Below are 13,231 nucleotides of genomic sequence, written 5' to 3'. Positions count from 1 at the left end.
CGAGCGTTGCGCCGGCGTTGCGAACGCCTGACGCCCTCGGCCGTTACTTCGCCGCCGCCTCCACGCCCGGCTGCGCGTCGTAGTGCGCGCGCTTTTCCTCATACATCAGCAGATCGGCGCGCTGCACGCCCGCTTCCAGCCGATCGCCGCGCTGGCAGGTCGCCGCGCCCATCGAGAAGCTCAGCGGCGAGCCCGGATAGAACTGATTGTTCATCTCGACCAGCTGGCGAATCGCGTCGATCATCGCCGCGCCACCGCGCTCGTCGGTATCGGGCATCAGGATCGCGAACTCGTCGCCGCCGATCCGCGCCGCGTGGAACGGCGACTCCATCGCCTTCGCGAGCACTTCGCCGGCCCGCCGCAGCAGCGCGTCGCCGGCCGCGTGGCCGAGCTGATCGTTCACCCGCTTCAGGCCGTTCAGGTCGGCCATGATGATCGTGACGGGCCACGGTCCCTTGCGTTCCAGCCGGTTCAGTTCGTCGACGTAGAACGAGCGGTTGCGCAGCTTGGTCAGCACGTCGTGCTTGCCGAGGAATTCCAGGTAGGCCTCGGCCTTCTTGCGCGCGGTGATATCGGTCAGCGCGACGAGCACGAGATCCCAGTCCCGCTCGTGGCCGGGCAGCACCGAGAATTGCAGGTGTACGTGAACCTCGTTGCCGTCGAGTGAATAGTTGAGCACCTCGCGCTGCTGGAACAGCTTGTTGTCCCACAGGTCGATCAACTGCTCGCGGAAATGCGGGCGCATCTCGTCGCGGAACACGTCGGCGAGGCGCGCCAGCAGCGTGTTCTTGTCCTTCGCGCCGAACATACCGAGCGTGTGGTGGTTGACGTCGAGCACATGGATTTCCGCCATGCAGCGTTCGACGAACTCGGGATGGACGTCGGTAAACACCCGGAAATCGTTGATGCCGGCCGCGCGCGCGCCGTCGAGCAGGCGTTTGACCGCGCTGAAATCTTCGACCCACAGCGATACCGGCGAATGTTCGAAGAGCCCGCGCGCGTATTCTTCCGCCTCCGCGACACGGCGCCGCGCGCCTTCGAGCTCGGTGATGTCTTCGGTCGACACCAGCACGCGGTCCCAGCGTTGCTCGTGACCGGGCAGCACCGCACCCTTGAGCAGCACGTCGAGGCGCCGTCCGCCGAGCGTGTAGTTGACCGTGTGGCTCGTGAAGTTCGACTGGCCGGCCCAGAGCTGGCACAGCTCCTCCAGGTGCGTTTTCAGCATGTCGTCGCGGAACACCGACGCGAGGTTGCTCGTCAGCGTGTCGAAATCGGCGGCCTCGAATTGCGTGAGCGTCTGCCGATTGACCTTGATCACGCGGATGCGGTGAGCGCATTCGGCAACGTGGCGCGGGTCTGCGGCGAAATGGGCGCGCAGATCGGTCATGCCCGCGGCTCCCCATTCATCGAACAACGCGCGCACGCCGCTGAAATCTTCGAGCCACAGCGACACCGGCGCGAGTTCGAACATTCCGGAGTCGTCGTTGATGGGCGCGGCGCCGCCCGTGAGGGTATCCAGCATGAGGTTCTCGGAATCGGAAGTGCGGCTATTTTAGACAGGTTGGCGCCGGCCGAAAATGAAAGACGATTGGCCTGTCGTTTTTGCGCAGATGTGCCTGGCGAGTGACGGTGGTCCGCTATTTCTGATCGTCGCGCGCCGCGCGCGTGCCGATGTACTCGTACTCCTCGGTATTGAGCTGGGAAATGCGCAGTTCCACCGCGCTGCGGTGATACGAGTGCGCGATGCGCCGAATCTCGAGCAGCGGCGCGCCGACATCGACGCCAAGCTGCGCGCTTTCGAGCTCATTGGCGAGCGCAACGCTCACATGCTCATCGGTCTCGACCACGTTGATGCCGAAAACCGTCCTGATAGAAGTTGTACAGCGTGTTCGGCCGGTCGCGCAGCTTGCTTTCGGTCAAGCCGGGAAACAGCGCTTCGGGCACGGTGATATGTTCGATCAGTACGGTCTTGCCGTGCAGCGCGAGCCCGTTGACGAACTGCAGCACGCGCGCGCCGGTCTCGATACCGAGCGCGGCGGCCGCCTCGCGCGACGCTCGCGCCTTCTTGAACCCGATCAGTGTGACGACCGGGTAGGCCTTGTCGCCGTCGCGCCGCACGATGCGAAAGAAGCGGAAGAAGTGCCGGTCGCGCTGATGCATCGCCACGAAGGTGCCGAGCCCCTGATGACGGATCAGAATGTTCTCGGCGCACAGTTCGTCGATGGCTTTGCGCAGCGTGCCGATCGACACGCCGAAGCGTTCGGCGAGGCGCTTTTCCGAAGGAATGCATTCGCCGCCTTTCCATTCGCCGGCCGCGAGCGCCGCGAGAATCGCGTTCTTGACGGATCATCACCGCGCTTCTCGAAGAGGTTCGCCGGGGTAACCTGCTTGCCATCAAAGGTCCGCGTAATAGCCTGTTTCCGTCACCCTACAGCAGCACGCCGTTAAGGAATCCCGTAGCGAGGACCGGCAGTAACCCGGACGGCGAGTCTGTGCTGTCTGTCCAGTACGATCCAGCCACTTGGCAAACCCGGCTGAACGCTGCGCGCGCAGCCAGAGCTCGCGATAGAGCCGCATCAGCGCTGCTCGGCGATGCCCAGCCGTTGCACTTTCAGCCGCATTCCGCCGGTGGCGACAAATTTGAAGTTGCTGGCATTCCTAACATGACCGGTAATCCGAACTCTTGGATTGAAAGCGGCCCCGGTATGAAGAAGCAATGGCGCAAGAGTTCGATTTGTTCATCATCCGGGAACATGCATAGTGGAGAAGAATATGCCGCCCCTCACAAGTCGGCTTTTTTGTGCCCCTCTCTTCGACCGCTTCTACAATCAACCCGCCATGCCGGAGACATGCGCCGCCCACTCTTCCTTCATCGGGCAGCGCTGTTCGAGCAGGTCAGTCTTGTGATAGGCCACATCAACCTTGTTCGCAACCATATGCGCGGGCGCGCACTCGACAAAATTCCAGTTAAATCTTCAGTCCCCGTCATAACCATAAAATGAGCGAACCAGATACCGAAACGACAAGCCCAAGAGAGCTTGCTGCCGAATCCATCGTACAACGCGGCCCGATGCGGCAGGGCAACTATCCTGCACGTCGTCGAGCCAAAATCCTGCATTCATCTCGGCGAGGGGAACAGCAGTCGCATCGTTTTAGCCCGGGTCGACGCGGCGGCTGAATGCGACCTTTTCGGACCTCGCGGCCTAGATTAGTTGCCACGGTCGCTTTGCGACCTTATGGGGTACTCACATCCACGCCGCTCGCTCCCAACCTCACACTACCCGCACGCCCCCACCTCCCCGCACGCGGTACAAAAATCGCAGCCATCCTTGCGAATCACCGCATTCGCGCCACACGAAGCGCATTTGCGTCCGAGCATCGTGTGCAGCCCTTGCGTGCCGTTCGGCTGCAGCAACGCGTCGGCGCTATCCGCTGGATTCGGACGCAGGCCGAAATCGGCGGACAGCGCCAGATCGGTTTTCATTTGCCCGCGCGGCAAACGCGCAAGCATTCGCGATGCGACCTGATTGCCCTCGGCGTCGAGAAAGCCGCGCCGATAGAGGATCTGCTGGATCGCGAACGCGAGCGCCGCCACTTCGGAATCGTGCCAGCGCGGTGCGCGATGACCGTCGAGCCGCTGCACGTCGCCAAGCCGCACCTGGCCGCGATCCCACGACACCTTGCGCATGTCCTGCAGATTGCGCGCGACGAAGCCGCCGCGCGCGGCCAGCGACAGCGAACGCATCGTCGCGGTGATCCATTGCTGCGACTCGTCGCGCTGACCGACCGGAATGAAGAACTCGATCGGCCGCTCGATCGTCACGTCCTCGCCGCCGAGCCGCCCCGTCACCTCGATGAACGACACCGCGACATACAGCGACTTCTTGCCCGCCTGCGTCAGATACTCGACCTTCTCGATGATCGCCGGCAATTCGCCCCTGGGCCGATGATCGATCGCGATACGCAGCGGGTCCTGATCCATTTCGGCGAGCGTGTCGTCGGCCTGCGCGGACGACACGCTCAGCACCGCGCCGAGCGTGTCGTTCGGGCGATAGGTGGCAAGGCCCTTCAGCCCGTTTTTCCATGCATCGAAGTAGAGGCTTTCGAACGCGTCGAACGGATAGTCGGCGGGCACGTTGACGGTCTTCGAGATCGATGTGTCGACGTACGGCTGCACGGCCGCCATCATGTCGAGATGGTCGCGCGCGGACATCTGCAGCGCGCTGACGAAATAGTCGGGCAGGCTGGTCACATCGCCGCCGAGCTCGCGATAAAGCCGGTATGCGTAGTCCTCGACGTCGAACGATTCGCGGCCGCCGTCGGCCATCACCTTCATGCGCGTATAGGTCCACGAGAACGCCGGCTCGATGCCGTTCGACGCGTTGTCCGCGAACGCGAGGCTCACGGTGCCGGTCGGCGCGATCGACAGCAGATGGCTGTTGCGGATGCCGTCGCGGCGGATCGCCTGTTTGATGTCGTCGGGCAGACGCGATGCGAAGGTGCCGGCTTCCAGATAGCGCGCGGCGTCGAACAGCTCGAACGCGCCGCGCTCCTTCGCGAGTTCGACCGACGCGCGATACGCTTCGTCGCGCATCAACCGCGCGATGCGTACCGCGAAATCGCGGCCTTCCTGCGAGTTGTAGCGCAGGCCCATCATCACCAGCGTATCGCCGAGGCCGGTGAAGCCGACGCCGATGCGCCGCTTCGCGCGCGATTCGGCGTATTGCTCGGGCAGCGGCCACAGCGTGACGTCGAGCACGTCGTCGAGAAAGCGCACCTGCGTGCGGGTGCGGCGCGCGAGGCCGTCCCAGTCGAACGATGGCTGGCGCCCCTGCATCTGCGCGAACGGATCGACGACGAAGCGCGTCAGATTGAGCGGTCCGAGGTTGCAGCAGCCGTAGGCGGGCAGCGGCTGCTCGCCGCACGGATTGGTCGCGCGGATCGTTTCGACCGCGCGCAGATTGTTGTCCTCGTTCATCCGCGAGATGAACACGATGCCGGGCTCGGCGACGTCGTACGTCGAGCGCATGATGCGGTCCCAGATCGCGCGCGCTGGACGTTCGCTATAGACCCACAGGCCGTCATCGCGCTGCCGCACGTCGCCGGCCGCGCGCAGCGCCGGCGACGGCTCGGCGCGATGGACCAGTTGCCACGGCTCGTCGTTCTCGACCGCGCGCATGAATTCGTCGGTGACGCCGACCGACACGTTGAAGTTGTTCCAGCGCCCCTTCGAATGCTTGGCCTCGATGAATTCGAGCAGGTCCGGATGGTTGCAGTCGAGCACCGCCATCTGCGCGCCGCGCCGCGAGCCCGCGCTTTCGACGGTGCGGCACGATGCGTCGAACACGTCCATGTAGCTGCACGGACCCGAGGCGGCCGAGCTGGTCGTGTGAACCCGCGCGCCCTTCGGCCGGATCGCGGAGAAGTTGTAGCCGACGCCGCCGCCGCGGCGCATCGTTTCGGCCGCCTGCAGCAGCGCGACGTAGATGCCCGGCAAACCCTGTTCATCGACGCCCTGAATCGAATCGCCGACCGGCTGCACGAAGCAGTTGATCAGCGTCGCGGCGATGCCGCTGCCCGCCGCGCTCATGATGCGGCCCGCGCCGAGCGCGCCGTGGCGCATATTGTCGACGAACTGTTCCTCGACCGACGCGCGCAACTCGGGCGGCTCGGCCTCGGCGACGCCGCGCGCGACGCGGCGATACACGTCGTCGGCGGATTGCTCGTCGCCCTTCGCATACTTTTCGAGCAGCACGTCGAGCGAGAACTGCTGTGGCGGGATCAGCGAAGCGGGTGGAGCGGAGGAAGCGGGAGGCGTGGAAGCGGCGGTGGCCGCGCGGGTTTGCGGCGTGTCTTCTGCCATGATCGGCCCTCAAACGGCGTCGCGGCGGGCGCGGCGCGGTGGTGGAAGGCGCGCAGCCGGCGCCGGATAGCGAGCCGGCGGCCGGGCGGGCGCAACGAATCCACCTTAACGCACGAGGCGCGGGGCGGCAACCGTGAGCGGGGCAGCGCGGCGGCGGATCATGCGATGCCGCGGCGGCCGGGCGCACGGTCGTTAGGGGCGCATGGGCGGTAGGGAGACAGACGGGGTTGAAACTCGCGCTCCGGCCGCGCTACCCGGGAACGCTCCGTGCGTCAGGCTGCTTCGAGCAGCGGTTCAAGAATTTCCGCGCAGATCATCGCGGACGCATTCGATGGCGCCGGGCGCTCGGCCGGCTTGAACACCGGGTCACCGCGGCGGATCTTGCGGCGCGACACCGCGCAGGTGCCGGACGAATGCGCCGAGCGGCGGCGCCAGCGCTGTTCACCGTAGTGGCAGCGGCCCGGCTCGACCCAGCGGATCACCAACGTCGTGTCGGAACTCTCGAGAATTTCGATGCGTACGCCATTGCTACCGTCGAGGGGGATGGACTCCAGGGTCATCATCGACTCCGTATTGTGGAGTGCCGAATTTAGTCCCGCGGGCGCCGGATAGCCATTGTGTCATCGTTGAAACACCGTTCCGAAATTAGCAATAATCACACTTGACATTTGCGACTTGCTGAAATGACGGGCGTTGCAAGCATTTTTTATGTGATTTTTTAATCATGCACATTTTTGCAACGCTGTGTTGCCTATGGCGCGACGAGGAAGGGCGGCCGGGAAAAGGGCGGCAACGCTTCCTTTAAGATGTTGAGTGTCGGGCGGCGAACTGAGCCGTCAGTGTAGCGGGTTTGAATTTTTCAGGTCGGCTCGCGCGCACACTGTTCAAAAAACACCAGAGTTCACATGATTCCACGCCCTCCCGCCGTCCCGCCCAACTCTCCCGAAACGCCGTCCGTCGCCGTCGAGCGCCAGAAAAAGCAGAGGGCCGCGTCGGTCGTGCTCTATATCGGGCTCGTGCTGCTCGCATTGTGGGTGGTGCGCGATTTCATCGTGGTGGTGGCGTGGGCCGCGGTCGTCGCGATTGCGCTGTGGCCGCTGCTGCACAAGGTGGCGGGGAGCCGCTGGTTCAGGGGGCGCACGACCCTGCTCGCGACCGTCTTCACGCTGGCGATTGCCGTGCTCGTGCTGCTGCCGGTCGGGCTCGGCATCGCGCAGGCGCTGCGCGAGGCGCATGAACTGAACGAGTGGTTCCGCAGCGCGCAGGAGAACGGCATCCCGCTGCCGGACTTCATCAACCGTCTGCCGTTCGGCGTGCAGCAGATCAGCTCGTGGTGGCAGGCCAATCTTGCTCAGCCGCTGCGCGACTCGGCGGCGATGAAAGGCTTGCACAGCGAAACGGTGATGACGCTCGGCCGGCATTTCGGCGCCCGCGCCGCGCATGCGGCAATGGTGTTCGCGTTCATGCTGGTCACGCTGTTCGTGATTTTTCAGGCGGGGCCACGGCTGTCTGGCTCGTTGCTGAAGGCCGCGCGACGCGGTTTCGGCGATAGCGGCGCGGACCTCGTTGCGCATATGGGGACCGCGGTGCGCGCCACCGTGTCGGGCTTGATCGTGGTCGGCGTCGGCGAGGGCCTGCTGCTTGGCGTCGCGTACTTCGTGACCGGCGTGCCGCATGCGGCGCTGCTCGGCTTCGTGACGGCGATTGCCGCGATGCTGCCGTTCTGCGCGCCGATCGTGTTCGGTCTCGCGGCGCTGTGGCTGCTCGTGCAGGGCTCGATGGTCGCAGCGGCCGGGCTGCTGATATTCGGCTCCGTCGTCGTGTTCGTCGCCGAGCACTTCGTGCGGCCGGTGCTGATCGGCAACTCGACGCGCCTGCCGTTTCTGCTCGTGCTGTTCGGCATTCTCGGCGGCGCCGAGACGTTCGGGCTGCTGGGGATTTTCATCGGCCCCGCGTTGATGACGGTGCTGATGGTGCTGTGGACCGATCTCGTGGAGTAGCGCCGGCTCAGGGCCGCTGATTCGACGGATGCTCCAGCGCCGGCGGCTTCACGCAGCCGAGCGTGTATTTGAGCGCGGCTGGCAATAGCGCGCTCCACACGTCCCACGTGTGGCCGCCGTCGATGATCCGCAGCGCCGCCGGATTGCCCGCGAGCCGCAGACGGGTGTACAGCAGCGACGCGTCGGCCTGGATGTCGAGGTCGTCGTCGCCGGATGCGATGAACATCGGCAGACGATACGGCTGGCTCATATAGCGGTCCCACTGCGCCGGATAGTTGAGCTCGTGCCAGATGCGCGGATCGAACTGGTGCTCGCCGAACACGCCGACTCGCCGCGCCGCCGACGCGCGCGGCGGCTCGTTCGCGTAGATCGCGGGACTCAGCAGCAGCGCGCCGCAAAACATCTCTGGCTGCGTCAGCGCGTAGCGCAGCGCGCCAAAGCCGCCCATCGATACACCGCCGATCATCCGCCCGCCGCGCTGCGTCGCGACCGCGTAGTGCGTTTCGATCTCGGGCAGCAGATCGCCGAAGAACGCGCTCTCCATCTTTTCCTTGCGGTCGACGTACCAGTCCGTGCCGCCTTGCGGCATCACGATCACGACCGGTGCAATCTCCTTGCGCTCGATCAGCGTGTCGGCGGCACTCTGCAGATGACCTTGCGCGAGCCAGTCGTTGGCATCGCCGTTATTGCCGTGCAGCAGGTAGAGCACCGGCAGGCGCGGACCGTCCGCGCGATAGCCGGCTGGCAGGTAGATCGTGTAGTTCCAGTCGCGGCCGAGCGCATCGGAATGGAAGCTGCGGCTCGCGACCGTGCTCGCGAACGCGGGCGCGCCGACGGCGGAGGCAAGCAGTGCGAGGGCGAAACAGAGGAATCGACGCATGTCAGTGAGGAGGGCCGGCTGGCGCGGGATTCGCGCGCGGCCGTCATCCTATCAGCATTGGCGCCAGATTTGAGATGGGAAGTGGCGGACAGGCGGACGGCGCTTTATGCGCGCAAGGTTCTTCAGCCCGAGGTCCGCAGCCGCCCGTCAACGAACCGCGCGACGAAGCGCTTCAGCGGCTCCACGCCCAGCGCGACGGCAAACAGCGCGCCGACCGCGGCCGCATCGGCGAGCAGTCCGAGCGGATAGTTCAGGTAACCATCGGTCGCCGCGTAGAGCACCGAGTCGATCACCAGCGAAATCACCGCGCCGGCAATGAAGCACAGCAAGCCCTGACGGCCGATCAAGCCGACCCACGGCAGCCGCCCCGCGACCTTCTTCGCCCAGCCGAGCTCGATCAGATTGGCGACGAGCCACGCGATCGCGAGGAAGTTGCCCGCGCGCAGATAGGACAGATTCTGCTTGAGGCTTCCGGGAAGGGGCGCGTGCAGCAAAACCAGCTTGTAGTAGGCGGCGCCCACGACCACCGCGAACGCCAGCACGCTGACGAGCCAGCCGGACCGATGCGCGCGGGTTCGCTGATACACCGGCTGGCAGCGCGCGAGCACGCCGAGCACGAACAACAGTTGCCACGCGAACGGGTTGAAGTCCCAGTGCATGTCGGGCGCGGCGGGCAGGTACTTGTTGATCGCCGGCGCGCCGGCCCACAGCGCGACGCTGCCGGCGACCAGCAGCCACGGCTTGCTGCGCGCGAGCGGCAGGATTGCGGGAACCAGCAGCGCGAAGAAAGCGTACATCGGCAGCACCGACGCGAGGTACGGCTGGCGGCGCAGCAGCACGATGTCGCGCAGTGCGGCGAGCGGCGTGTCGATCAGGTCGTCGAGATCGGTCGTGGCGAGATTCGGCCCGTCGATGCTGAATGCGGTGAGCACCGCGCTGACCAGCAGCATCAGCCCGGCGGTGATGAGAAACGCGCGATAGATCTCGAACGAGCGGCGCACGAAGCGGCCGCGCGCGACCGTCTCGTTGCGCCGCTCGGCGAGCGTCGCATAGGCGGTGGCGGTCGCGAAGCCGCCGAGGAACACGAACACTTCGGCGGCATCGCACAGCGCGTACGCATGCAGCGTCACGCGCGACAGAATGCTGCCGCCGATGTGATCGACCACGATGATCAGCAGAACCAGTCCGCGGAAAAAGTCCAGTTCGATCAGGCGGGAGGAGGGCTTGTCAGGCATTTGTTCGAGTCAAAAGCAGCCCCGTGCGACGGCGCGCTGATCCAGCGCGGCGGGCGTCTCACAAGGCTTTCTAATATGGGATTGGGTGCTGCGGCGGGAAGGCGATCCGGGTTGGCGTCGCCTGTGGTCCGCGTCGCCGACTTGGGCCGCCATTTCTAGGCGGCGGGTCAGCGGGCTGTAAAGATGACCTTCGCTGCGGCATCGAGTTCCGTTGCATGGCAGCAGAGGCAGGGGATTATATTTCTTTTCATGACAATCACGCAGCGAGACCGGCAGCCGCGGCTGCCGTTTACCTGAACCGACCTTACGAAAAAAGAGGAAACAACGCGCAGTGGAGAATTAGCAACATTCCCGCTGCTTGGCGCATCCACTCATGGACGGCCGGACGATGTCGTGTGAGGATTTCTGGAAAGCGCAGCCATTGGAGCAGTCCTCAGAACTGCTGGGAAAGTGATGAGAATAAAAAGCAAAGAGAACAAAGCGGCCGGATCGAGTTGTCCTATCACTCGAGGTGCAGGGAGATCATCATGAACAAGCAAGTGTTCGCGCTGGCTGTCTCCGTTGCTGCGTCTTCCGTTCTTGCCGTGCCTGCCGTCGCGCAGACTAGCGTCACGCTGTATGGCGTGATCGACGAAGGCATCAACTACACGAACAATGTCGGCCACGGCCATGTTTATGAACTCGCCAGCGGCCTTGCACAGGGGAGCCGCTGGGGCCTGAAGGGCGCCGAGGATCTCGGTGGTGGACTGAAGGCGATCTTCCAGCTCGAGAATGGTTTCGATCTGAATTCCGGGCGGCTCGGGCAGGGCGGCCGCCTGTTCGGCCGCCAGGCTTTCGTCGGACTCAGCTCGCAGGCGTACGGCACCCTAACGTTTGGCCGACAATACGATTCGGTCGTCGACTATCTGGCGCAGACCACGGCCAACGGCAATTGGGGCGGTCAGCTGTTCTCGCATCCGTACGACAACGACAACACCGACAACACGTTCCGCCTGAACAACACCGTCAAGTACACGAGCCCGTCGATCTCGGGCTTCCAGTTCGGCGGCACGTACAGCTTCAGCAACGACACGAGCTTCGCCAACAATCGCGCGTACAGTTTCGGCGGCCAGTACACATATGGCGGGCTGCTGGTCGCGGCGGCCTATCTGCAGGCCAACAATCCTGGCGGCAGTGCGAACGGCGCGGTCGCCACGAACGACGCCGGCTTCGTCGCGACGCGCATGCGCGTGTTCGGCGGCGGCATCACCTATACGTTCGGACCGGCGACGGCGGGCTTCGTCTACAGCAACTCGAACTATCTGGAGCCGACCGCAAACGGTTATCTCGGCATCGAGCCGCTCGTGCCGCTCGTGCCCGTCACGCCGCCGGGCGTGCTGCTGAACTCGCTCAAGTATCAGAACTTCGAGATCAACGGCAAGTACCAGATTTCGCCGGTGCTGTTCGTCGGCGCGCAGTACGTGTACACGATGGAAACCTACGACGCATCGAACGGCGGCGTGAAGCCGCGCATCCACACGTTCGGGCTGATGGCCGACTACAACCTGTCCAAGCGCACCGACCTCTATCTGCAGGGCGCCTATCAACAGGTCGCCGGCGATTCCACGCTGTCGATCCTCGACTTCGCATTCATCCCCGGCACGCAGTCGCCGTCGTCGACGTCGAAGCAGGTCGTCGTGCGCGCGGCGATCCGGCATAAGTTCTAGTTCGCTGCCCGTCGAACGCGGATCGGCCAGCCTTCGAATTTCGAAGGCTGGTTTTTTGTGCTCTCCGCCTCGACCGATGACTATTCAAGTTCCCCCCGCATCTGCCGATAAGCCGAAGGTCAACGAGTCTGAACGCGCCGCGGCGAAGCGGCGATGTGTGCGTCGTTGATGTGCCCAAACACGTGCCGTCGTAACGCGGAAATACGGCTCGTAACGTCTGTATCAGAGTGTGTGGCGCGGCGCGTTTTTATTAAACGGCACCTTAGAATTCCGCCAGAAATTTGATCGGCAAGCAGGCACGGGGTGAGCGCCCTTCGAGGCAGCTTCGCCGTGTCGTCGGGAAGGCCGCGCGGCCGAAGATCGCGCGCCTTGTCAGCGGCAGCGGCGTATCCGGCTTGCGCATCTATACAGCAGGAGTCGGACAGAATGAGAAAGCGTTTCGACAGAACGATCTTGGCCGGTCTCGCCGGCTTATGGGTCGCGCTGGCCGTCAGCGGTTGCGCGAACGTCGGGCAGCCGAATGCGCAGAACGAAGTGGCAAACAGCACCAACGCAGCGTCCGGCGTGCCGGCGACGAATGCGACGGGAACAGCGTCCGGCGATGCGGCGGCAGCCGCGCCGCTGTCGATCGATGCCAGCGATAACACGTCGCTGAAAAAGTCGCCGCCGCTCGTGTATCGGGTCAGGCGCGGCGACACGCTCGCGCAGGTCGCGCAGCGTCACCACATCAGCGTCAAGCAATTGCAGGCATGGAACGGGCTGAAGGCGTCGGCGCGGCTGAAGCCGGGGCAGGTGCTGCACGTCGCGTCGCCGGAGACGGTGCGCGCGGTGAAGGCGGCCAATGCGGCGGCCGCCGCGAAGGCGGCGGCGCGATCCGCGGCGCCGAGTGATTCACTAGCGACAGCGCCAACGTCGGCGCAGGCTTCGACGCAGTCCGCCGCACCCGCTCCGGATGCCGCGGAAGTCCGCCAGGTCACGCGGGAAACGCGCCGGCATGCGAGCAGCGTGACGCTCGCGTGGCCTGCCGCGGGCAGCGTCGTCGAAGCGTTTCAGCCAGGCGAAACACGCGGCATCGAGATCGGCGGCAAAGCGGGCGATCCGGTGCGAGCCGCCGCCGACGGCAAGGTGATGTACGCGGGCACCGGACTGAACAGCTACGGCAGCCTGATCATCGTCGAACACAACAAGGATTTTCTGACCGCGTATTCGCACAACCGCAAGCTGCTGGTGAAGATGGGCGACATCGTCCACAAAGGGCAGCAGATCGCGGAGATGGGCGACGAGAACAACTCGCGTGTGTCGGTCGGGTTCGAAGTGCGGCACGACGGCAAGCCGGTCGATCCGCTGCGTTACCTGCCGCAGGGGCGCAGTTGAGCTTCGGCGTTCCCGCAAAAGCTCACCTTGAATTTATTCAGCTAACCCAGGTAATCTGCTCGGCCGCGCCTTCCAGGCGGTCGATAAATCGTTGCCAAAGTACCTTCGCGTCAGAGCATTTCGCTCAATTTACGCAAAAGTACCGGCCATCGACGATGCCGCACCGACGCGCG

General features: G+C 64.6%; 9 protein-coding genes and 1 pseudogene. 4 read left to right on the top strand and 6 right to left on the bottom strand.

Translation table 11 applies throughout. The features are described from left to right. Positions 1 to 43: 43 nt before the first annotated feature. Both AB3X86_RS28370 and AB3X86_RS28365 read right to left on the bottom strand, forming a co-directional pair. Positions 44 to 1,522 carry a diguanylate cyclase gene (locus AB3X86_RS28370; RefSeq protein WP_368598577.1) on the bottom strand — a complete coding sequence of 493 codons (1,479 nt, stop codon included), beginning with the start codon at positions 1,520 to 1,522 and terminating at the stop codon, positions 44 to 46. A gap of 115 nt (positions 1,523 to 1,637) precedes the next feature. Then, positions 1,638 to 2,331 (bottom strand): annotated as a pseudogene (locus AB3X86_RS28365) (GntR family transcriptional regulator). A gap of 161 nt (positions 2,332 to 2,492) precedes the next feature. Between AB3X86_RS28365 and AB3X86_RS28360 the strand changes: the two are divergent. Further along, positions 2,493 to 3,002 carry a hypothetical protein gene (locus tag AB3X86_RS28360; protein ID WP_368598576.1) on the top strand — a complete coding sequence of 170 codons (510 nt, stop codon included), beginning with the start codon at positions 2,493 to 2,495 and terminating at the stop codon, positions 3,000 to 3,002. A gap of 275 nt (positions 3,003 to 3,277) precedes the next feature. Here the strand turns inward: AB3X86_RS28360 and AB3X86_RS28355 are convergent, their stop codons facing one another. After that, positions 3,278 to 5,863: an adenosylcobalamin-dependent ribonucleoside-diphosphate reductase gene (locus AB3X86_RS28355; protein WP_368598575.1), complete on the bottom strand. Its 2,586-nt coding sequence runs from the start codon at positions 5,861 to 5,863 to the stop codon at positions 3,278 to 3,280. Positions 5,864 to 6,135: 272 nt separating this feature from the next. Further along, positions 6,136 to 6,423, bottom strand: coding sequence for a DUF3331 domain-containing protein (locus tag AB3X86_RS28350; RefSeq protein ID WP_013091570.1), 288 nt, complete (start codon positions 6,421 to 6,423; stop codon positions 6,136 to 6,138). Positions 6,424 to 6,768: 345 nt separating this feature from the next. On the opposite strand from AB3X86_RS28350, the gene AB3X86_RS28345 reads away from it, so the two are divergent. Next, a complete protein-coding gene (locus AB3X86_RS28345) occupies positions 6,769 to 7,863 on the top strand; it encodes an AI-2E family transporter (RefSeq protein ID WP_368598574.1) in 1,095 nt (364 codons plus the stop codon). A 7-nt stretch (positions 7,864 to 7,870) separates the two neighbouring features. On the opposite strand, the gene AB3X86_RS28340 is transcribed toward AB3X86_RS28345, so the two are convergent. Next, the gene (locus tag AB3X86_RS28340) at positions 7,871 to 8,743 is read right to left on the bottom strand and encodes an alpha/beta hydrolase (RefSeq protein WP_368598573.1); all 873 of its coding nucleotides are present in this window, start codon (positions 8,741 to 8,743) and stop codon (positions 7,871 to 7,873) included. Positions 8,744 to 8,865: 122 nt separating this feature from the next. Beyond that, positions 8,866 to 9,978 carry an OpgC domain-containing protein gene (locus AB3X86_RS28335; RefSeq protein WP_368598572.1) on the bottom strand — a complete coding sequence of 371 codons (1,113 nt, stop codon included), beginning with the start codon at positions 9,976 to 9,978 and terminating at the stop codon, positions 8,866 to 8,868. Between the two features lie 527 nt (positions 9,979 to 10,505). Between AB3X86_RS28335 and AB3X86_RS28330 the strand changes: the two genes are divergently transcribed. Next, positions 10,506 to 11,684: a porin gene (locus tag AB3X86_RS28330; protein ID WP_176368831.1), complete on the top strand. Its 1,179-nt coding sequence runs from the start codon at positions 10,506 to 10,508 to the stop codon at positions 11,682 to 11,684. Positions 11,685 to 12,110: 426 nt separating this feature from the next. Further along, a complete protein-coding gene (locus tag AB3X86_RS28325; protein ID WP_368598571.1) occupies positions 12,111 to 13,058 on the top strand; it encodes a peptidoglycan DD-metalloendopeptidase family protein in 948 nt (315 codons plus the stop codon). Positions 13,059 to 13,231 lie beyond the last annotated feature (173 nt).

This window comes from Paraburkholderia sp. BR14374 (assembly GCF_040948685.1).
Classification (GTDB): Bacteria; Pseudomonadota; Gammaproteobacteria; order Burkholderiales; family Burkholderiaceae; genus Paraburkholderia; species Paraburkholderia youngii.
Note: the sequence above shows the minus strand (reverse complement) of the source record. Positions and strands in the feature narration are given on the sequence as shown.